The organism is Lachnospiraceae bacterium oral taxon 500 (genome assembly GCA_002999035.1).
Taxonomy (GTDB): Bacteria; Bacillota; Clostridia; order Lachnospirales; family Vallitaleaceae; genus W11650.
The window spans coordinates 2,447,142-2,467,561 of record CP027241.1 but is presented as its reverse complement, the minus strand read 5'-3'; the positions used below and the strand labels follow the sequence as shown (position 1 = coordinate 2,467,561).

Annotated in this window: 19 protein-coding genes and 1 tRNA gene; 18 read left to right on the top strand and 2 right to left on the bottom strand. The window is 44.3% G+C overall.

Features of this window, described 5'->3' with window-relative positions:
• Positions 1-18: 18 nt before the first annotated feature.
• The 4 genes from C3V36_11305 to C3V36_11290 all read left to right on the top strand — a co-directional run bounded on the left by C3V36_11305 (position 19) and on the right by C3V36_11290 (position 6,668).
• Positions 19-1,377 carry an SWIM zinc finger family protein gene (locus C3V36_11305; GenBank protein AVM69773.1) on the top strand — a complete coding sequence of 453 codons (1,359 nt, stop codon included), beginning with the start codon at positions 19-21 and terminating at the stop codon, positions 1,375-1,377.
• On the top strand, positions 1,361-4,687 hold the full coding sequence (locus tag C3V36_11300; protein AVM69772.1) for a PRTRC system protein E: 3,327 nt from the start codon (positions 1,361-1,363) through the stop codon (positions 4,685-4,687). The genes C3V36_11305 and C3V36_11300 overlap by 17 nt, the downstream gene beginning before the upstream one ends.
• Positions 4,688-4,917: 230 nt before the next feature.
• The gene (locus C3V36_11295; GenBank protein AVM69771.1) at positions 4,918-5,721 is read left to right on the top strand and encodes a DNA-binding protein; all 804 of its coding nucleotides are present in this window, start codon (positions 4,918-4,920) and stop codon (positions 5,719-5,721) included.
• Positions 5,722-5,978: 257 nt separating this feature from the next.
• A complete protein-coding gene (locus C3V36_11290; GenBank protein AVM69770.1) occupies positions 5,979-6,668 on the top strand; it encodes a DNA alkylation repair protein in 690 nt (229 codons plus the stop codon).
• Between the two features lie 36 nt (positions 6,669-6,704).
• Here C3V36_11290 and C3V36_11285 read toward each other — a convergent pair whose 3' ends face one another.
• Together C3V36_11285 and C3V36_11280 are read right to left on the bottom strand one after the other, a co-directional pair.
• Positions 6,705-7,316 (bottom strand): N-acetyltransferase, encoded by a 612-nt coding sequence (locus C3V36_11285; protein ID AVM69769.1) that lies wholly within the window; start codon positions 7,314-7,316, stop codon positions 6,705-6,707.
• A gap of 41 nt (positions 7,317-7,357) precedes the next feature.
• Positions 7,358-7,429: transfer RNA gene (locus C3V36_11280), tRNA-Gly, on the bottom strand.
• Between the two features lie 341 nt (positions 7,430-7,770).
• Here C3V36_11280 and C3V36_11275 point away from each other — a divergent pair.
• From C3V36_11275 to C3V36_11210, 14 genes are all read left to right on the top strand, one after another.
• Positions 7,771-9,546, top strand: a complete 1,776-nt coding sequence (locus C3V36_11275) for an ABC transporter ATP-binding protein (GenBank protein ID AVM69768.1) — start codon at positions 7,771-7,773, stop codon at positions 9,544-9,546.
• A complete protein-coding gene (locus tag C3V36_11270) occupies positions 9,539-11,266 on the top strand; it encodes an ABC transporter ATP-binding protein (protein AVM69767.1) in 1,728 nt (575 codons plus the stop codon). The genes C3V36_11275 and C3V36_11270 overlap by 8 nt, the downstream gene beginning before the upstream one ends.
• Before the next feature lie 119 nt (positions 11,267-11,385).
• The gene (locus tag C3V36_11265; GenBank protein ID AVM69766.1) at positions 11,386-11,943 is read left to right on the top strand and encodes a flavin oxidoreductase; all 558 of its coding nucleotides are present in this window, start codon (positions 11,386-11,388) and stop codon (positions 11,941-11,943) included.
• A gap of 82 nt (positions 11,944-12,025) precedes the next feature.
• Positions 12,026-13,516, top strand: a complete 1,491-nt coding sequence (locus C3V36_11260; protein AVM70535.1) for an ATP-binding protein — start codon at positions 12,026-12,028, stop codon at positions 13,514-13,516.
• Between the two features lie 13 nt (positions 13,517-13,529).
• Entirely contained in the window at positions 13,530-14,411 is an 882-nt protein-coding gene (locus C3V36_11255; GenBank protein ID AVM69765.1) for a hypothetical protein, read from the top strand.
• Between the two features lie 22 nt (positions 14,412-14,433).
• The gene (locus C3V36_11250) at positions 14,434-14,781 is read left to right on the top strand and encodes a DUF2500 domain-containing protein (GenBank protein AVM70534.1); all 348 of its coding nucleotides are present in this window, start codon (positions 14,434-14,436) and stop codon (positions 14,779-14,781) included.
• Between the two features lie 138 nt (positions 14,782-14,919).
• Positions 14,920-15,501 carry a hypothetical protein gene (locus C3V36_11245; GenBank protein ID AVM69764.1) on the top strand — a complete coding sequence of 194 codons (582 nt, stop codon included), beginning with the start codon at positions 14,920-14,922 and terminating at the stop codon, positions 15,499-15,501.
• A gap of 144 nt (positions 15,502-15,645) precedes the next feature.
• On the top strand, positions 15,646-15,939 hold the full coding sequence (locus C3V36_11240; protein ID AVM69763.1) for a hypothetical protein: 294 nt from the start codon (positions 15,646-15,648) through the stop codon (positions 15,937-15,939).
• Positions 15,940-16,526: 587 nt separating this feature from the next.
• On the top strand, positions 16,527-18,200 hold the full coding sequence (locus C3V36_11235) for an ATP-dependent helicase (protein AVM69762.1): 1,674 nt from the start codon (positions 16,527-16,529) through the stop codon (positions 18,198-18,200).
• Positions 18,201-18,230: 30 nt separating this feature from the next.
• The gene (locus C3V36_11230; protein ID AVM69761.1) at positions 18,231-18,458 is read left to right on the top strand and encodes a MerR family DNA-binding transcriptional regulator; all 228 of its coding nucleotides are present in this window, start codon (positions 18,231-18,233) and stop codon (positions 18,456-18,458) included.
• A gap of 144 nt (positions 18,459-18,602) precedes the next feature.
• Positions 18,603-18,911: a hypothetical protein gene (locus C3V36_11225; protein AVM69760.1), complete on the top strand. Its 309-nt coding sequence runs from the start codon at positions 18,603-18,605 to the stop codon at positions 18,909-18,911.
• 116 nt (positions 18,912-19,027) lie between these two features.
• On the top strand, positions 19,028-19,249 hold the full coding sequence (locus tag C3V36_11220) for a hypothetical protein (GenBank protein AVM69759.1): 222 nt from the start codon (positions 19,028-19,030) through the stop codon (positions 19,247-19,249).
• A 54-nt stretch (positions 19,250-19,303) separates the two neighbouring features.
• Positions 19,304-20,128, top strand: a complete 825-nt coding sequence (locus C3V36_11215) for a hypothetical protein (GenBank protein AVM69758.1) — start codon at positions 19,304-19,306, stop codon at positions 20,126-20,128.
• An 84-nt stretch (positions 20,129-20,212) separates the two neighbouring features.
• Complete coding sequence (locus tag C3V36_11210) at positions 20,213-20,416, top strand: hypothetical protein (GenBank protein AVM69757.1); 204 nt, start codon at positions 20,213-20,215, stop codon at positions 20,414-20,416.
• Positions 20,417-20,420 lie beyond the last annotated feature (4 nt).

The window sequence follows — 20,420 nt, the reverse complement described above, 5'->3', positions numbered from 1 at the left end:
GAATAAAGGCGGTGTAAGATGAGAGAATTTAGGACAGCCTCTTTGCTAAAAAACGGTAATTTAGCGTTAGCGCTGGCTCCGGCTTTGACCCCCAAGGGATTGGAGGATGCGCCCCGCTTTTTTCAGGGAACGGCCGTCAAACCGCAAATTTTAGCGCGGGGCCTGCTGGTCTTGGCCGATATTACGGCGGCCAGGTATTTTAAATATACCCCGGCGGCAATGCGGGATCCAGTGCTGTCTGCCCAAGGCGACCGGCTGCGGGCGGAATGTTTTTCTGCCTGCAACAGCGTTTATGCACGGTTAGACCTTTTGCAGCCGGGCTTTGACGGGGAGATATCCTTTGGCACAACCAATGTTGATATTGGCCCGGAGCTGAGAACGGCGCTGACGGAAATAAAACAAAAGGATCAGCTGAAACTCTCGGTCGGCAGCGATGGGCTGTCGGCATTAGCGCTGAATTATTCGGAAGAAATAGCGCCAATGGGCAGGATCATTGTGCAAAGGCCGGTAGAAATGCCGGAGCGCTGGGTGCGGGCATTGGGCAATACAGCAGCGATTCATAAGGAAATGAAACCGATGTTTGCAGTGAAAGGAACAGCGGCCAAAGCCTTTATTGCCTCGCTTCCGGCGGCGACCGGGCAGGAGCGTTCCGGCTGGCTGACCTATTCGCCGGCAGGGGTTAAGATTTTGCCGCGAAGGAGTGCGGGCGCAGTTTGGGTTTCCGGTCTGCACCGGCTGTCAGCCTTAAAACGAGTAATGACCGATACGCTGGGGCTGTGCTTTTATACGCAGGCGGAGGAAAAGCAGGGCGGAATGATGATAGAGGCAGATTTGGGCTGTGCCAGACTAACACTGAGCCTGACGGCGGAAAGCTGGCAGGGATATTCCGGCGAGGGAGCGCTGTTAGAGGGGTTAGCGCGGCCGGAAGTGATAGAAAACGCTTGGGAGATTGGCTCTGTCCTTAGCTTTGAGGCCAAGCTGAATGAAAAATTATTAGCCGAGAAGTGGCGGCTGTCCGGCGGACAGGCAGAAGCGGCCTTGGCTTTGCTGGCTGTTTCCGGGAAATTAGGCTATGACTTATATGAAAACAGTTATTTTCATAGGGAACTGCCGGAAGAACTGGAGCGGGTGCATAAGGATAATCCGCGTCTGGTGGCGGCCCGAAAATTGATAGATCAAATCGAGAGTATCGGCGGGGGGCAATGGATTGTACATTCGCAGGATATGGATTATCGGGTTACTTACGACCCGAATAGGGATATAAAAGAAGCAAAGTGTACCTGTGCGTGGTATTTTAATCATCAAAACGGCCGAGGACCGTGTAAGCATATATTGGCGGTTCGGTTAAAGGAAGGAAGCTATGAGCAGCAGGATTGAAAAGGCAGTGGAGATTTATCGGGCGCTGGGCTGGGAGGGCGCATCGGCGGAAGAAGTTCTTAATTTGCCGGCGATTACGGCGGAGCAGAAAAAGACAGCCTTAGCCGGATTAAAAAGCGGGGATTGGTTTGAATATAAGGAAATCGATAACGGCTGGGAAATGGTCAAGATAGTAGATACTGATTTGAACAGGCTGGCTTTGTTTGCAATTGAAGTCGGCGTAGATGCCCGACGGGCAGCCGCTGTTCTGAAAACGGCAGACGATACTGCTTTAGAGATTATCAGCCGGCGGGGCGCGGAATATGCCGCTGATTTTATTACTTTTGCCTGTACCGCCCGGCGGCGGATGTGGGAACATTCGCTCAGTGCTTTTGGGGCTTTGGCGGTGCGGCTGGTAGATCGCTTTCAATTAAAAGTTCCGGAGAGCATTGAATATATGAAGGATTGGTCGGCTTGCGCCGCACATGCTTTGGGCCTAGCGGCAGAGCTTCAATTTCAAAAATCGGCGGATTTGCCGGATCTTGCGTTAATTAGCCGACGGTTTGCCGAACATATCCGAGTTGGCGCGACGCTGAATATGCCGGTTACCGGCCCGTTCGGGCAAGTTTTCCCGGAAGGCTGCCAAAGAGGCTGGATTGTCCGGTCAGAAGCGCTTTCCTTGGTTTTTGCGGCGTTGGACTCATCGCTTCGACCGGGCGACCGCAAGGTGTGGATTCGGATACTGGATCAGTTAGGGCTTAAAGACGATGAAATCATCAGGCGTACGGAAAGTCTGATTCCTTTGCTGGCTGGCGGCGATTCACCGGTGATTGAGCGATTGGCGCCGGTTTTGATTGAAAAGGCAGATGAGGACAGGCTGACCGAAATATTACTGGCGGCGTTTTCCGGTAAAGTCAAGAAAACCAGACAATTACTGCTGAAATCTGCTTTGAAGCGGAACTGTCCTTCGGACAAAGAAACGCTGGGCGAGTGGCTGTCTCTATTGGCGGCGGATTCGGATAAGGCCACGGTGGTTTTGGTTCGGAAATTGATGGAAAAATGGCAAATCAGCGTGCAGTCTGCGGATGAAAAAGCAGAGCTGCAAGGATTGTGGCAGCGGATGCCGAAGCTATGGCAGATACCGGATTTTGCCGTGGGTGAAGTGACGCCGGAGCATTTAACGGAACTGGCGGTCACGCTTTCAAACCGCAGCGCTTTTGTGCATGATATTGTAACCGAGCGATTTTTAGCACTGACCAATCAGTTGGCGCAAACAGAGCCGCAAAATGTCAAATTAAGTCTGGCCGGGCTGCGGACGGCAGATTTTCCGCTTTTGAGTCATACCTTAAAAAGCTGGTGCAGGGACGAGATGCCAAGCATTGCGATTGACAGCGGCGACATGCCGACGGCGCTTCTAGCAGCTCGGATTTATCAGGTTTGCCGAAACATTGATAAAGTTCCCTGTCTTTTATCGACACCTAGTTTTGATGATTTGTCCATTCGGATTTCGGACCTGGTTAGCCGCTTAGAGCAATATCAAAGGGAAAAAGCGGATATTTTGGAGGCGGACTTTCAGTTGGCCCTGGCCAGACTGGACATTGCCGGCAAGACGGCGGCTGATGTCAAAGCACTGGGAAAGCTTGACCTGCCGATGATCGGTTTACCCATGACCGCGGGCGAAGCGGTACTGCGTTATATTAAAGAGCCGATCCCGGAGCCAAGTCTTGATTTAAAAAAATTGGCTTATTGGCGGCGTCCGATTTTCAGGCCCGAGTGGATGAAGATTTTCCCCGATCGGTTTGATTTGGGCTGGAACAGCGAGGAATTGTTTTCGATTTTTCCGTTGTGGGGGGATTATGCGTTAAGCGGAATTCGCTGGGATAGTGAGGTCTATCATGGCCAGGGATTGATTTTGCGGCAGACGGTTCGGCGCCGGCAGCCTTTGCCGCCCGGAGCAAGCGTTAATCTATTAGCGGCGCAGCGTTCCAATTTGCCGGATGAGGCGGAAAATGTCGCCATAGCGGCAATCGAAGCGTGGCAGCGGGGGCTTTTGCACCCGGGCACGGCGGACATTGCCTATTTGGACTGGCAAAGCGGAGAACCGACTAATTTGGCGGCATTGGCAGCGGCTTTTGATACGATTGCCGGCGATGGGCTGTTAGCAGTCGTCTGGCCGCTGATTGACGATTTGGTGGCGGTGTCGTTAAGGGCGGTTCGCCTGTTGGCCGGGACGGCGGAATTGGTAAAGGTGGCTGAAAAATATTTGCCGGAGGCGGAAACGGCAGTCGAAAAGGCAATTGCAGAAAAATCAATCTTAGATTTGCCGGCAATTCGGGCTTTGGCAGATAAAAAAGGAAATTCCATTGCCGTAACGACCGCCAAGGCGCTGGTAAAGAGATTGCCGCCGGCAGCAGTCAAAGCGGCTGCAACTGAGGAAAGGGCGTTCGAGGTTCCGTTTGCCGAGGTCTGGAAATCGGAAAAGATAAAGAAGCCGGTGATTGAGGATGAAGCAGAACTGCGGGTCGGTCAGACCATGCTGCGGACGGCACAAAAGCTCCTGCTCTTTCATTTAAGCATACCGGCACATAGACAAATTCCAATCGCGGGTGGTGAGGACTTGATGACAGCGGATACAGCCGGAGAATATCAAATTGTCAATACCGGCTGGGTGTATTCCATCAGTGCCGAAGGGCAGATGGAAGCGGTTCTTGCTGCGCCGGGCGCGGAAGAGTTTGCCAAGGACGAAGCTTCCGTTTGGCTGCACTGGGATGAAAATGCGAAAAAAATAGCAATTTCCAAATATCGGAATTGGCGTAGGGGCGCAAGAGGCCCGTTAGACGGCGGAAATATAACACCGCTGCCGTTATCGCTTTTAACTGTGGTAATTGGCCTACTGGCGCAGGACGGTGAGGCTGTTTATTCGGTTCCGGCGGTGGCGGAGGAATTGATGAAAAGGGGAGAGCTTCATTGCGAAGTGGTAAAAAGAGCGGCAGCAGTTTTGCTGAAAAGCAGTGAAGCGGTCAGCCCGGCGAAATTAGTCCGCTCACTGGAAAAGAATATTTACTGGCTGCCGGTATTTTATCCGCTTTTGACCGAAAGTATAAAATATGCCGGTCAGCAGACTGTCCAAACCCAAAAAACTCCGGTTTGGGTTAATCGGATTTTGGAGATTGCTGTCCGCTATGCGGCCTACTTAAAAGAAGCGGCCGAGCGAGGCCTGATTTCAGCAGAAGAAGCCAAATGGACAGGCTTGGCGGAAATTGCCGATGCCAAAGCCAAATCAGCAGCAACCGAAAAAGCCCGAACCTTGCGGGCACTGTTGGGAGTATGAAAAGGAAAAAACAAGACCGTGGTTGAATAATCTTGAAAAGGGCAGAATAATTCTGTAGGAGTTGAGTGATGAGAAAACTTTGTCAGAAGATATAAAAAGCAGGCGGGTATTGGTTCTGCCCTTGCTGCCAGACAGATTTGAGGTATGATATGGACAAAGATTGCAGTAGAAAAAGGGTTCTAAAAATGATATAATTATTACAATTTATTTAATGATTGAGAGGTGATTTCGTGTCCAAGATAAATGTTGAGGGTTCGGAAATCAGCATTATAGCCATAGATAATAAAGATTATATTTCTTTAACGGATATGGTTAGAAATATTGAAAGTGGCTCAGCTTTAATAGAGAAATGGCTTAGAAATAAAAATACGATAGAATTTTTAGGTATCTGGGAGGAAATGTATAATCCCGATTTTAATTCCCCCGAATTCGAGGGAATTAAAAATGAAGCAGGTTTTAACCGCTTTATTTTGTCTGTAAAGCAGTGGGTAGAAAAAACAGGTTCTATTGGTATTATCGCAAGAGCTGGAAGATATGGAGGAACTTATGCTCATAAAGACATTGCCTTTGAGTTTGCTTCTTGGGTATCGCCCTATTTTAAGTTATATTTAATAAAGGAATTTGAACGTTTAAAGGAAGAAGAACAAAAGAAGCTCGGTTGGGATATTAAAAGAAATTTGGCAAAAATCAATTATCGAATCCATACGGATGCCATAAAAAATAATCTTGTACCGGAAAAACTGCCAAAAGAAAGAATTAATTTTATTTATGCAAGTGAAGCTGATATATTGAATGTTGCTTTGTTTGGGATGACAGCAAAAGAGTGGCGAGAAAAGAATCCGGACTTAAAAGGGAATATCAGGGATTATGCGGATATATCGCAGTTGGTTTGCCTTTCCAATCTTGAAAATCTGAATGCGGTCTTTATAAATGAGGGAATGAAACAATCTGAAAGGTTGGAAAAATTAAATTCAATTGCTATTGAACAAATGAAGATATTATCTGAAGGTGAAACAGTAAAAAAGTTGAAGTAGAGCAAAACGGATTTACTTCTGAATTTAAATCTCTAACAGATATTGGAAACTCATATCGTATTAGACATCATGAAACTAATAAAATAGATATTAGAAGAGATTTCCATTATAAATATTTTTATAAAAGATGTTTTGCATTAATTTCTACAATATTAGAAAAGTTTCAGTAAGGGGGGAACGAATTTGTTTCTTGATAATAGCAACTATTTTATATAGAATAAGATAGGTTAGAAAAGATACGATAAAAAGGAGAGATTATGACCAAGATTCGGTTTCAGGCGGAACTAATGGCATTAAAGGACGAAGGGTATAAAGAGTTTAATCAAAAACTGATTCCCAATGTACCGGCCGAAACGATGATCGGGATTCGTACCCCGGCGCTGCGAAATCTTTCCAAGCAGCTTTTTAAGGAGCGGCAGGCGGAATGTATGAAGTTTTTAGAGGAGCTTCCGCATTGCTATTTTGAGGAAAATAATCTTCATGCTTTTTTGATTGAGCAAATGGGAGATTTTGAGGAAACATTGGATAGGACGGAGGCGTTTTTGCCCTATATTGATAATTGGGCGACCTGTGATTCGTTTTTGCCGAAAGTTTTTAAGAAAAGGTCGAAGGCAATGCTGCCGCTGATTAAAAAATGGCTGGAATCGGGGGAAACCTATACGATTCGCTATGGCGTGGGGCTTTTGCTGGCGAATTATCTGGACACGGAATTTCAGTCCGAATATTTGGAGTGGGCAGCGGCGATCCAGTCGGAAGAATATTATGTTAAGATGATGATTGCTTGGTATTTCAGCATGGCGCTGGTCAAGCAGTATGATGCAGCGCTGCCGCTGATTAAGGCCCGGCGGCTGGAGAGTTGGACGCATAACAAGGCAATTCAAAAGGCCAGAGAAAGCCGGCAAATCTCGCCGGAAAGAAAAGAATATCTAAAAACTCTAAAAGTATAATGCAAATCCCCATGTTGCTGCGGCTGCATGGGGATTTTACCAAATGGAGATCTCATCGTATTGAGGATCGGACGCGGGTTTCCAGTTGTGGTCAAAGAAGAGGGTATAAAAGCGGCTGGTTACGATTCGGCCGTCTAAAAAGACCAATTCTTTTTGATAGGAGCCGACAAGGTGAAAACCGCATTTTTCAATGACCCGCTTTGACCGAATGTTTTCTTCATTATGGCTGATAAAAAGTCCGTCCAATTTTAGAGTTTGGCAGGCATAATAAATCACCGCCGAAAGTGCTTGCGTCATATAACCCTTGTTCCAATAATCGGAACTTAAGACATAACCGATTTCCCGCAGGCGCTGACCGGGATAATCTTTGGCAAACGGCTCCGGCACCGAGTTCGCGTGCAGGCCGATGCTGCCGATTACTTTGGCTTCCTCTTTCAGGACAATGGCGTAAACGTCGCCTGCCTTTAAAAAAGAGCGCAAAATCTTAGCGGAATGAACTTTATTCGGGTGCGGCCGCCAGCCGGCATTCGGGCCGATTTCAGGACGCTTGGCATATTCATAAAAATCATTTAAATCACTCATCCGAAAGGGCCGCAGCAGCAAGGCTGAGGTTTCAATCGGTTTTAAAAGTTCGTTGCTCTGGTTCATGGAGATTCCTCTGCGGTCGGCTAAAAATAAGAAATAAAAAAAGCGTAAGACGGGACTCGAACCCGCAGCCCTCGCCTTGGGAAGGCGATGCTCTACCATTGAGCCACTTACGCAAATATTTGACCAAGGCTTTCTTCTGAAGGAAATTAGTTATAGAAATACAAAAGAAAACTTTGCCAAAACCAAATGTATTATACAACAAAAATTTCAGAAGAGCAAGTGAAATTTTGGGGTAACCTTATAGACTAAAAAACCCTCTAAAAAAAGATTGCAATAAAAATAATAATTTGATAAACTATACTTTACAGAGAATGAGAATTATTATCGGTTCAATGGCTTTTTTATGCAAAGATGACCTGAACAGCGAATTGTCCTTCTGAAGGCGGTGCTTGCAGCCGACGATCCGGAATCCGTTGGGCAGTGCGCGGAAAAGCAAACTTACAGGAGGAAAAAAATGGAGAAAAAAGCAAAGAAAACAGGAATCCGGCAGGTCGTCCGCCGGTTTGGCGGCGGCAGAGAAGCGTTTTATTATATTACGCTGGCGGCCTCGGCCTTAAGCGGCGTGCTGATTGTGCTGCCGTATTATTTTATCTGGAAACTGGCGGGGGAGATTATTTTACGCTATGAAAGTCTGACGCCGGAAGCTATAAGAAAATATGCCTTGTTGATTTTTGTTACGCAAATTATAGTTATTTTGTCAGGAGTTTTAGCAAATATTTGTTCTCATTTGTTGGCTTTCCGGGTGGAAAAAAATATTCGGCGTCAGGCGATTGCCCATTTTTTGGAATTGCCGATCGGTTTTTTTGAAAACGAGGACAGCGGCCGGCTTCGCCGCTTAATTGATGACAATGCATCCAATACGCATAGCTTTTTGGCTCATGTTTTCCCGGATATTATGGCGGCGATGGTTGCACCTTTGGCGCTTTTAGCCCTAATCATTATGATTGACTGGCGCTTCGGTTTGCTTTGTATTTTGGGAATCGGCGCAGCGATGTTCTTTATGCAGACGCTGATGGGCGAAGAAGCCAAAAATTATATGGCCGACTATATGGCGTCCAGTGAAGCACTCAGTGTCAACGGTGTCGAGTTCATCCGTGGAATTCCGGTGGTCAAGGTTTTTAATCAAACGGTGGAAAGTTTTCAGCGTTTTTACCAGACTATTATGAATTATGATCAAAAGGCCAAGTTTTTTGTAAATTACTGCAAAAAACCAATGCTGCGCTATACCTTGTCCTTATTTGCGCCGACACTTTTAACGGTGCTGCTGGCGATAGGGCTGATTGGCGGAGCGGAAAATCCTCGTCAACTTTTTGTCAATGCACTTTTTTATGTGATGACTTCCTTGCTGCTGCATAATTTGCTGATGAAGTTTGCCACGGTTTCCGAAGCACAGGGTATGTATCAGGTTACCTTTCAAAAGCTGGACGAACTGTTTGCCCAAGCCAAAATGCCGGTGCTGACAGGGGAGCGCCGGGCCGAGGAGGGAATTGTGCTGGAAGGGGTGACATTTACTTATCCGGGAAAGCCGCAGCCGGCGGTCAAAGATTTCAGTTTTCATTTTGCGCCGAATAAAAGCTATGCGCTGGTCGGTGCCAGCGGGTCAGGCAAGTCAACTCTGCTTCGGCTGATGGCCAGATTTTATGACACGGACAGCGGCAGCATTCGGATTGACGGTACTCCGGTAACGGCTCTGCCAGAAGAAGAACTTCTTAGCCGGTTTGCGATTGTCTTTCAGGAAAGTCATTTATTAAAGACCAGTCTGCGCGAAAATATCACAATGGGTGGCTCTTTTTCTGATGAGGAGATTCATCAGGCGCTGCGGCTTTCGGCGGCAGAGGACATTTTGGCTCGGATGCCGGAGGGGCTGGATACCAAGATTGGCAGCGAAGGCACCTATGTTTCGGGCGGAGAAGCGCAAAGGCTGGCGCTGGCCCGGGCTTTTTTGCGGCAGGCCCCCATTTTGCTGCTGGACGAGGCAACGGCTTTTGCCGATCCGGAAAATGAGCATAAAATTCAGGCGGCACTGCAAAAACTAAAGGCGGGCAAGGCCACGATTATGGTGGCGCACCGTTTAAATACCGTGCAGGAGGCCGATCAGATATTGGTTATGCAGGCCGGCAGTCTGATTGCCTGCGGCAGTCATGACGAGCTGATGAAAAACTGTTCTTATTATCAGAATTTATATCAGGAATACCAAAGAAGCATAGAATGGAGGGTAAGCAATGAATAAATATCTGCAAAAAAGATTTTTGCTTTCCGAAGAAGGTACGGAAAATATGAAAAAGGGAATCTTATTCAGCGTGCTGATGAATATTTCCTTCCTTTTGCCGATGGCGCTGGTTTATTTTTTTGTCAAAGAAACCATCAGTATATATATAAGTAAAACTCAAAATGCGTATACGATTTGGCTGTATTTGCTGCTGGCGCCGCTGATTCTGGCAGCGATTTATTGGGCGAGCCTTATGCAGTATGACAGCGTGTATACCAGTACCTATACCGAGACGGCGAAGAAACGGATTGCTTTGGCTGAGCATATCAGGAGGCTGCCGCTGTCCTTTTTTGGCAAGCGTGATTTGGCTGATTTGACAGCCACGATTATGACCGATATTGAAAAACTGGAACATGCCTATTCTCATTCGGTGCCGCAGTTTTACGGGACAATTTTATCCAGCAGTTTGATTGCGCTGGCGCTGGCGGCGGTTAACTGGAAAATGGCATTGGCTTTGTTTCTGCCTTTTCCGCTGGCACTGTTGATGATTCATTTGGCTCGGAAAAAGAAAGTGCAGCAGGAAACCAGCCACAATGAAAAGAAATTAAAGGTAACGGAAGCAATTCAGGAAATTTTGGAAAATGTGCCGGATATTAAAGCCTTTGGTCGGAAGGAAAGGACTTTGACACAATTGGGCGAACGGCTGAATGCCGAGGAAAAGCAGCATATTCGGACGGAAATGTACAATCCCTTATTGATTGCGCCAATCAGTTCTTTTTTACGGCTGGGCGTGCTGGCTTCGATTTTGGTGGGATTTTATGAGCATATTTCCGGCCGGTTGCCACTGGCTGATTATTTGACCATGGTTTTGGCGGCGGCGATTTTTTATACGCCGATGGACGCTTGTTTGAGCTTTATTGTAGAATTTATGTATGTGCAGGTGCCGGCCGACAGAATGAATGAAATTTTTTGCACGCCGCTTCTGTCAGGAGCAGAAGCGGAAATCAGCCGGGCGGATATTGAACTTGAAAATGTCAGCTTTGCGTATGAGGATCAGGCGGTGATTCATGACGTCAGCTTTCGGGTGGCGCAGGGAGAAACAACGGCGCTGGTCGGGCCATCCGGCTGCGGGAAAAGCACTTTAGCCCGGCTGATGCTGCGTTTTTGGGATGTTTCTTCGGGTAAAATTACCTTGGGCGGGAAAGATATCAGGGAAATTGAGCCGGAAAGTTTGTTAAAAAATTATTCGGTAGTTTTTCAGGACGTGGTTTTGTTCCATAACAGCATTTTGGAAAATATTCGGATTGGCCGGAAAAATGCCAGTGATGAGGAAGTCATTGCTGCTGCCAAAATTGCGCAGGTAGACGAGTTTGCTGCCAAGCTCCCGCAGGGCTATAATACTATGATTGGTGAAAACGGCGTGCTGCTTTCCGGTGGGGAGCGACAGCGGATTTCCATTGCCAGAGCTATTTTAAAGGACGCACCGGTCATCGTTTTAGATGAATCAACCGCCAGTATGGATGCCGATAATGAAACCCGGCTGCAAAAAGCCTTGTCTGAATTGATTAAGAATAAAACGGTTTTAATTATTGCCCATCGCCTGCGGACAGTTGAAAAAGCCGACAAGATTATTGTGCTGGATAAAGGCCAAGTTGTGGAAAGCGGCCGAGCGGATGAACTGCTGGCCAGGCGCGGCGCTTTTTACCGGCTCTGGCAGCTTCAGCAGGGCGGAAACAAATAAATCCGCAGGATTTTCTCGCATTTACGCTAAGTTTGTGTTATAGTAATATTGAACTGGCGGCAGAAAGAATTTAAACAAGGAAGACCGTCAAATAAACTGAGAGCAAAGGAGAAAAAAGCATGAGAAAAGATTTCGGACAGAAAACTTGGTTGTACCCGATGCCGGTACTGATTGTAGCGGCCTATGATGAAGAAGGCAAAGCGAATGCGATGAATGCTGCTTGGGGCGGGATTTATGATACTAATCAGGTGATTCTTTGCCTGAGCGACGGACATAAGACAACGAAAAATATCAGGGCAAAAAAAGCCTTTACGGTCAATATTGCGGATGCCGCGCATGTTGTGGCGGCGGATTATGTCGGCCTTGTTTCCGGCAACACGGTTTCCGATAAGCTGGAAAAAGCCGGTTTTCATGTGCTGCGCAGCGAATATGTCAATGCGCCGGTAATCAGCGATTTGCCGATGGCGCTGGAGTGTAATCTGGTCAGATTTACCGAGGAGGGAAATATCATCGGTGAGATCGTCAATGTCAGCGTTGCGGAAGCGGCTTTAAATAAAGATGGACAGCCGGATCCAGCCGAGCTTCGGGCGATTACCTATGACCCGGTCAGCCATCAATATCTGGTACTGGGTGAGTCGGTGGGAACGGCCTTTAAGGATGGCGAAGCGCTGAAATAGAGGCTTGATGAAAAAACAAGTAAAGCGGCAGGGATCTTTGCCGCTTTTGCCCGGAGCGATGGAAAGGAGGGGGAAATTTGTAATGAAAAATACATTACTTGCCGGCGAATCTGTTCATGTGGAATATAAGGCAGAGGTTGCGTCAAGTGAAACTTATATGAAAACAGTTGTTGCCTTTGCCAATACGGATGGAGGGCGTATTGTTTTTGGTATTGCTGATAAAAATCTGAAAGTTATCGGTATAAATCCAGATACGATTTTTAAGACAATGGATACCATTACCAATGCTATATCAGACAGCTGTGAGCCTAAAATTTACCCCAATATTACATTACAGACAATAAAGGATAAGACTGTAATTGTGGTAGAAATTTTTCCAGGGCCGATGCGGCCGTACTACTTGAAATCAAAGGGCTTAGTTAAAGGAACATATATTCGAGTAGCGGGCACATCCAGGCCTGCAGAAGATTATATGTTAAAGGAGTTGATTTTAGAAGGACAAAATCGATACTTTGACAGTGAGCCTTGCCAGGGTCTGAAAGTAACGGCAAAAGATAGCAAAAAGTTATGTCGTGAAATGAAAGAAATGGCTTTAAAAAATACTTGGAATGACAGAGACAGGTCTGCTGTTCGAGATGTGACACAAAACACGCTGTTAACATGGGGAATTTTGAAAGAAAAAAATGGAAAGCTTATTGCTACGAATGCGTATGCTTTGCTGACTGGGCAGCTTCAGACACAGCCAATTATTCAGTGTGCAGTTTTTAAAGGTAAGACTCGCGCATATTTTGTTGATCGCAGGGAATATGATGGTTCTATTCAAAATCAGGTGGAAGCAGCATTTCAATATGTACTTGAAAAAATCAATATGGGAATGAGGATAAATGGAGTTTATAGGCAAGATGTTTATGAATTACCGATTGGCAGTGTGCGGGAGTTAATAGCAAATGCCGTTGTTCATCGCAGTTACTTAGCACCCGGAAATATTCAGGTGGCAATATTTGATGATCGGTTGGAGATTACTTCTCCGGGAATGCTTTTGCCGACAGTTTCAATTAAAAAAATGACAGAGGGCTATTCTAAACTGCGTAATCCTGCGATTGCCAATGCTTTTGCTTATATGAAAATTATTGAAAAATGGGGCACTGGTATTCCCAGAGTTTTTCAAGAATGTAAAGAATATGACTTGCCAGCACCTCAGATACTTGATTTTGACGGAGATTTCCGGGTAAATATGTATCGAAAATCGGCACATGATATGGTTCAAGCTACTACCCAAGCTACTACCCAAGCTACTACCCAAGCTACTACCCAAGCTACTACCCAAGCTACTAATCTCAAAGAGAATTTGATTTTGACAAAAGAAGATCGGAATATTTTAAAAGCAGTGCAACATAATCCTGACTTTACCCAAAAAGAGATTGCTGCAAAATTGGGCTGGACGCTTGACCGAGTGAAATATTATTTAAATAAAATGAAGAAATTGGGCATTATCAAGCGGGTAGGCAGCAGTCAAAAGGGGTATTGGGAAGTGCTGATAAAAAATAACGGAAAAAGGATAACAGAAGTTTAAGAGGGAACTTTTCATGAAGCAAAAAGAGTTTAACCGGGAATTATACAATATTTACACCGGCATATTAAAAAACAATGAGGATTTTTTGGCGGGCAGCGATGCAGCCATTCATTATGAAACGGACTGCCCAGAATATGCTGAACTGACAGCCAAATACGATTTAAAGCGCAAAGCCGGCCGAGGAACGGACTTTGAGCGAGCCGTCCGGCTGATGCGCCATTTTGCGCCCAAGCTGAAACATAAGGGGGATTATGACAACCAAATTGAGCGCAATAGCTTGGCTTTGCTGGAATATTGCTATGAAAAGCCGGAAAATGGAATTAACTGTTTGAATAAAGCCAAGATACTGGCGGAATGCTGTATGGCGGTGGGAATCAAAGCCAGACGAATTGCCATTATGCCGTATTCGCCCTATGATTTTGACAATCATGTTGTGACCGAAATTTATGACCTCAAGCGGAAAAAATGGATCATGCTTGATATGACCACTGGTGGATACTATATTGATGAGGAGCGGGAGCCGCTTTCTTGTCTGGAAATTCGGCAAAAGCTGGCCGGGCAGGAATTGTGCAGTATCGTGCTGGCCAGACAGTCAATGGTCGATGCCAAGACTTTATTTGAACGAAATTTGGAAGATAACGCTTACTACGCCAAGAATATGTTTTATTTTATCGTCGATGAATATTCTTCGTTTGGTGAAAAGGGCGATCGCTTTTTTATCGCGCCGCAGCATTTTGACTGTCAAAAGGCCATGATCAACAATCTGGAATACAAATTGAAAGCTGGTAGGGAAAAGGGGTTGCCGCCGGAGGTACTGCGGGCGACGGCAACTTTTTTGGAGAAATGGAAGCAAAGAAAACTTTGCTATATCAATCTTAAAAGTGTTTGGAGGTAGGAAAGGAATGTTTGGCTATAACATGTTTAACATCATCCAGTTTATTTTTCCGCTGATGTTCCTATTGATATTGACGCTGTTTGTGGTAACGCTGGTCAAGGCGATCGGCGAATGGGCGAGCAATAATCAATCGCCCCGGTTGACGGTCGAGGCGCTGGTGGTGGGCAGGCGGGCGAAAGTATCGGGTTATAGCGGTGGAAGCGGCAGGAGAAATTCCACGGCATACTATGTAACCTTTGAGGTCGCCAGTGGTGACCGGATGGAGCTTAGGCTCAGCGGGTCGGAGTATGGCATGCTGGCCGAGGGCGATCGGGGGCAGTTGTCGTTTCAGGGTACTCGTTACTTAGGCTTTGAACGGCGGATTGGCTAAAAAATGTTCCGGCGAATGGAAAGCGGGGGGAGCGAACGGGCAGATTGGCGGCGGTTGAGGTTTTAGGATTTGCACCGAATCCGGTAGCAGTGGCTAGAGCTTGCAATTTACACCGGAATTAGCGGCAGGAGGAGAAAGATGTATTTGCTAACTTTTATTCAAAATGGACGGGAAACTTTATTGGCGCTGTTTGACACCTTGGAAAGCGGGCGGGAGTTTGCGGCCGGGCTTCCCGGCTACCGGATATGGCAGGAGGAAGTGGAGGGTGAAACCTATGTTTATGAAAGCCTGCGGCCGGAAGAACTGCCGGATTATATGGCAGCCGAACACCGGGGAAACCTAATTCCGCTGAGCCGGTTTATGTTTCCGGATGAGGAGGAAGTCGATATTATTTGGTGGGAACTGGTCAATATGGATGTGCCGGACGGCGGCATGGCTCAGGGCGCTATCTTAGTGGATGCGTATATGATTGATAACGAAGACGCAGAAGCTTATATCACAGCCAGAGAAGCTAATTATCATCGGGTAAGCCGGCTTTTGGCAGAAATGGGCTATGAAGCAGACCGCTGCTATCGTGGCTCGGAGGACGGCGAAGCAGTGATTGTTCGTAAAAAAGGAGAGCCGGATTGGCATTTCCTTTCTCATATGGATCCCTTTTTTGTAGAGGACTTGCCGGAGAAAGATACCGAGCTGGCAGGCTGGATTAAGGCGCAGCTATAAGATGGCGGCTGTTCGGCCAAAGATGCCGTTTATTTTATCTGGCAAGCGAGGGTACGGAGCGGGAGGGATTGCCTTTGACAGTAAACGCTATATCAAGCTTGTCGGAACGGGTACTAAGCGGGCAATGGATTGGAGAAGTAAAAGATGGTACAATTTAGTGGATATGGACTTATTATTGTAGTTATAGATTATTTTGGAGGTATATTTCTTTTAAGTAAGATTAGTCCTTATTTATTTAAGACGGAAAAAGGGCAATACATTGCTCTTTTATTGTTTCATATTATTATTACATGTATCAATTTCTTTTTATCAAAGTATTTAAATCGAAAAGAAGTGCGACATACTGTTTATGGCTTAAGATTGGAAACAGTGGTCTGGATTGTTGGACTCATATTTTTGCCAATTATTATGATGATGGGCAAGGGTATTATTTATTAAAAATAGGAATTGGTGAATGGATTTTAATAGCAGATGTCAAAAGCAAAACCCTTAGGCAGAAATTTAACAAAATTCAAAAAACTTAAAATAATAGATGAGCTTAGAAATAAAATCTGAGTTTCCCTGAAAACAATACCATTAAAACCATTGATGATTTATAGGTGAAATAGGTTTGAGTTAGATCGGTTTAGAATTTATAGGAATACAGCAGGGACCTTTTTTTGTTTATACAAATTAATTGATTGTAAAAATGTATTTGAAGTAATAAAACAGCTAAAAATATTAAACGAGAATTCGGGAGAAAATATTTATTTACAAGTGTTTTTATCATCTGACTTAGAAGATTATTCTGTCGATGGAAAGCAACCGATTATAAATTTACGAGAGTATTTTGAAATACAGGGAAAAAATATAATTTAATTGTGTATGCTGTTAAGATGGACAGTTTTGTGAACGAATACAAACTAAAGAATATACGATAGAAATAAGAATTTCAGCTTAATATAATAATTATATAAGGGATATCTAAAAATAAAAACCTCCCGTGATTAGGATAATTAACAATTAATCACAGGAGGTTTGTTTATATGATAATGGTAGAAAAATTAGAAAAAGGTACATATTTTGAGGATGCTTTTAGGATCTCATTTAAGTACAATTATGATACGGTAGCTAAGGTAAAGGAGTTAGGGCAGAGGAGATACCTCCCAGATGATAAAGCGTGGGAAATTCCAGCTTACGAGCTCCCTAATTTGGTAGCTAAGGTAGGTATACATAATATTACGGGAAAGAGCGACATTTTAGATTCCCTCAAAACTAAGGAGATAGAGGATAAAAGAAAAAATACTCAGGAGAGATTAGAGGGGATTAAGCCCGTAGTAGATTTTGACTTTACTACTAAGCCTCTCCCTCATCAAGTAGAGGCTTTTAATTATGGTATCAATAGAAATAGCCTCCTTATCGGCGATGAGCAGGGCTTAGGGAAAACAAAGGAGAGTATTGATATTTGTGTAGCACGGAAAAAGGAGCTTATCAAAACTCTCATCGTATGTGGGGTAAACTCTGTAAAATATAACTGGGAAAAGGAGATCCGTACTCACTCTAAGGAGAGATGTATAGTAATAGACCAGAAAACGATGCCTCAGAGAGTAGAGGCTGTAAATGATTGGTTTAGAGGGGCTGAGTTTTTTGCAATTATCAATATAGAAAGCCTAAGAAGTAAAGCGATACAGGATGCCCTTTACTTAGGGATTAAGGATGGCTACATTGGAGCGATTATTGTAGATGAGATCCACAAAGCGAAAAACGGAAGTAGCCAGCAGGGAAAAGCCTTGAGAACTCTTAGGAGCCCTGTAAAAATCGGATTATCTGGTACACCGATGAATAAAGCGGAGGATCTTTGGAATATTCTCACTTGGTTAGGAGTGGAGAAAAGGAGCTTTTATAGTTTCCGTAATGCTTACTGTGTATTGGGCGGATACGGAGGATACAAGGTAGTAGGGCATAAGAATTTAGAAAGCCTCAATGCTGAGTTAAATAAGGTTATGATCCGAAGAAAGAAAGAGGAAGTATTAGACCTCCCTCCTAAAATTTATTCTACCGAGTATGTGGAGCTCTCCGTAACTCAGCAAAAGCTGTATAGAGATATTAAAAATGGTATCATAGCTGATTTAGAAAATATCCTTGCTACCGTAAATCCTCTTAGCTGTACTCTTAGATTAAGACAGCTCACAGGAGGGCTCTTTACAGAGGATAATCCTAAGCTGGAGCGTATAAAGGATATGCTGGATGAGGAGATTATCCCGAACGGATACAAGGCTATTATCTTTAGTCAATGGGAACAGATAACCTCCCTCTATGTTGAGGCATTAAAAGAGTATAATCCTATCTATATCACAGGTAAGGTATCTCCAGAGGAACGCCAGAAAGAGGTAGAGCGTTTCCAGACGGATCCAGATTGTAAGATCGCTATCGGTACTATCGGAGCGATGGGTACAGGCTTAACACTTAATAAGGCATCTTATGTATTCTTTGTGGATAAACTCTGGAACTCTGGAGAAAACTCACAGGCGGAAGATAGAGCACATCGTATCGGTACGGTAGGCACTGTAAATATTATCTCTATGGTAGCAAAAGGCTCTATTGATGAGGGAGTGGAGGAGTACTTAGTGGAAAATAAAGATCTTTTTGATCGTATCGTAGACGGAAAAGGAACGAAAGCCGACATTAAAACGATACTTAACAAATTATTACAAATATGATATACTGGGGACATATAAGGAGGTGCTACAGTGAGAGTAATTACGATTGATGCGGATACAAAAGAGCGAGTATATACGAGAAAAGAGGTAGCAGACATAGTAGGCGTATCTACTCAGACTATACGCCTCTGGGAAGATGCTAAGGTAATCCCGCCATCTGTAAGGGATGAAAACGAGTATAGATACTGGAAAGATGAGGGGCTTGGGGCAATTAAACAATACGCAAGTTTACCCGCTAAAGAGCGGAGAAGAAAATAAAACTCATATATGAGGAGAGTGTAAAAGCTCTCTTTTTTTTACTCAAAATTGAGGAGAAATAATATTTTATCTCTCTAAATTTTTTACCTCTATGGGATTAAGTTATGTATCAACATAAAAATTGAATAACGGAGGTAAAGGATTATGGTAAAAATTCATTTTACGAACGCACAGGCTAAGGATTACGGGTACGGAATCGAAGTAAACGGTAAAAGACTTAACAACATCATCTCACAGGCTCTGGGAACGAGGGTAGGGGATAATTACGGATATAGCTCTAATCTCCCTAATTTTGAGAGTAATTGCTGTAACATCACAGTAATTATTGATCCTCAGCCATCTACAGTATCTATCGAAACAGCAGGCGGAGATTATTCCAGCGTAGAAGAAATGGAGGAGGAACTTAATGGGAAGTATCAGCCGAAAGTTGAAACGCCAGCAGGCGAAGAATAACGGAACATTTATCTACAAGAAATCTCTGGCTAAAAAGTTTGGATGCTCTGTAACAGAACTTAATAAAAGGCTGGAGCGTAGAGAGAAAAATTTAAGAGAATTGGAGGGTATTACAGATGGCACAGGCAAATAAGAACTTTACAGCGAGGGTAGCGGGTGTAGATATTGAGCTGGGTATGAGTATACAGAATAAAAGCGGTATCTGGTGCAAGCCTACCGTCCGTATGAGTATTGTGATTGATGGAGGAACTAATCCAGAACAGAGAAAAGCTATTATCAAGCAGGCTTTTGATGAAGTTTCTGAGAACATCGAGCAGGTAATCTCCGAGATGGAGTAACACTCACAGCGGGGGGAGGGGGGCAAGCCTCCTCCCTTTTTACTGGAGGTAGATATGAAATACACGATCGAGGGCTTTAATCAAGCTAAGGCAGTAGAATTAGATCTCTGTGTAGCAGATCTTATAATCCTCAGATGGTTTGTAGATTTTGCAGGCACGGAGCGGATAGTAAAAAGGCTAATAAACGAAAAAGAGTACTACTGGGTAAAGTATGAGGGGATCTTAGAGGATTTGCCAATATTAAGCATCACTAAAGATACCTTATACAGGAGGTTAAAGGGCTTAGTAGAAAAGGAGGTACTGGAACATATTACAGTAAAAGAGGCTGGTACATTCTCTTTTTACAGACTTGGAAAAAAATACTTAGCTCTAATAGCGGATACTCCTACTTACCTATCGGAAAAAAATCCGACAGGGTACGGAAAAAAATCCGACAGGGGTACGGAAAAAAATCCGTACCAAAAGACTAATCTATTAAATAATACTAAGAAACAAAAAAATAACCATTTATCAGAGATAAATGGGGAGCAAGCTCCTTTAGAAAAGAAAAACTCAAAAGAGGTTACGATAGGTGAGATCTATAAGGATCCTAAAAATGAGAAAATCATAGAGGCTCTTAGGCTCTATCATAACTGGTATAAAGAGAGTAAGCTAGGATATAAGGCGAGCTCAGTAGCTAAATGGGCTAACTTACTTAGTGAGTATTCAAAGGATGATCCCTTAGTGGCGATTGAAATAGCTAAGCAAAGTATAGAGAATGGATGGCGTAATATTTTCCCCCTCAAAAAGTCTAATAAATATAATGACGGGGCAATGATGAAAAAGTTTGATCCAGACAGCTTAGCCAGAGATGAGAGTGGAAAACTTATAGAATTTTAAGAGAGTGAGGAGGGTGTAAAAACTCTCCTCTAATTTTTTCTATCGTTTGTGATTATGTTAGGTAAAAGTAGGGAGGAGATGTTGATGGAAAAGAGTGTTAAAGTTTGTGATTGTAATTACTATCCAGAGGCAAATGGAAAATCTTATTATATTGTGGAATGCCCTTTTTGTGGGTGTATAAATACCGTTTACGCTTGGAGTGCAAGAAGTAACGGTAAGAGGTGTGAAAGGTGCAAGGCAATTATAAGGCAGAAATTTGGAGAGTTTATTGTAAAAGATAGGAGTTGATTAG

Excerpts from the sequence above, each read along its gene's own strand:
- C3V36_11250 (AVM70534.1), top strand. The coding sequence starts at position 14,434 with ATGTTTAACATCATCCAGTTTATTTTTCCGCTGATGTTCCTATTGATA.
- C3V36_11265 (AVM69766.1), top strand. The coding sequence starts at position 11,386 with ATGAGAAAAGATTTCGGACAGAAAACTTGGTTGTACCCGATGCCGGTA.
- C3V36_11270 (AVM69767.1), top strand. The coding sequence starts at position 9,539 with ATGAATAAATATCTGCAAAAAAGATTTTTGCTTTCCGAAGAAGGTACG.
- C3V36_11275 (AVM69768.1), top strand. The coding sequence starts at position 7,771 with ATGGAGAAAAAAGCAAAGAAAACAGGAATCCGGCAGGTCGTCCGCCGG.
- C3V36_11290 (AVM69770.1), top strand. The coding sequence starts at position 5,979 with ATGACCAAGATTCGGTTTCAGGCGGAACTAATGGCATTAAAGGACGAA.
- C3V36_11285 (AVM69769.1), bottom strand. The coding sequence starts at position 7,316 with ATGAACCAGAGCAACGAACTTTTAAAACCGATTGAAACCTCAGCCTTG.
- C3V36_11305 (AVM69773.1), top strand. The coding sequence starts at position 19 with ATGAGAGAATTTAGGACAGCCTCTTTGCTAAAAAACGGTAATTTAGCG.
- C3V36_11210 (AVM69757.1), top strand. The coding sequence starts at position 20,213 with ATGGAAAAGAGTGTTAAAGTTTGTGATTGTAATTACTATCCAGAGGCA.
- C3V36_11255 (AVM69765.1), top strand. The coding sequence starts at position 13,530 with ATGAAGCAAAAAGAGTTTAACCGGGAATTATACAATATTTACACCGGC.
- C3V36_11220 (AVM69759.1), top strand. The coding sequence starts at position 19,028 with ATGGCACAGGCAAATAAGAACTTTACAGCGAGGGTAGCGGGTGTAGAT.
- C3V36_11225 (AVM69760.1), top strand. The coding sequence starts at position 18,603 with ATGGTAAAAATTCATTTTACGAACGCACAGGCTAAGGATTACGGGTAC.
- C3V36_11260 (AVM70535.1), top strand. The coding sequence starts at position 12,026 with ATGAAAAATACATTACTTGCCGGCGAATCTGTTCATGTGGAATATAAG.
- C3V36_11240 (AVM69763.1), top strand. The coding sequence starts at position 15,646 with ATGGTACAATTTAGTGGATATGGACTTATTATTGTAGTTATAGATTAT.
- C3V36_11300 (AVM69772.1), top strand. The coding sequence starts at position 1,361 with ATGAGCAGCAGGATTGAAAAGGCAGTGGAGATTTATCGGGCGCTGGGC.
- C3V36_11245 (AVM69764.1), top strand. The coding sequence starts at position 14,920 with ATGTATTTGCTAACTTTTATTCAAAATGGACGGGAAACTTTATTGGCG.
- C3V36_11215 (AVM69758.1), top strand. The coding sequence starts at position 19,304 with ATGAAATACACGATCGAGGGCTTTAATCAAGCTAAGGCAGTAGAATTA.
- C3V36_11235 (AVM69762.1), top strand. The coding sequence starts at position 16,527 with ATGATAATGGTAGAAAAATTAGAAAAAGGTACATATTTTGAGGATGCT.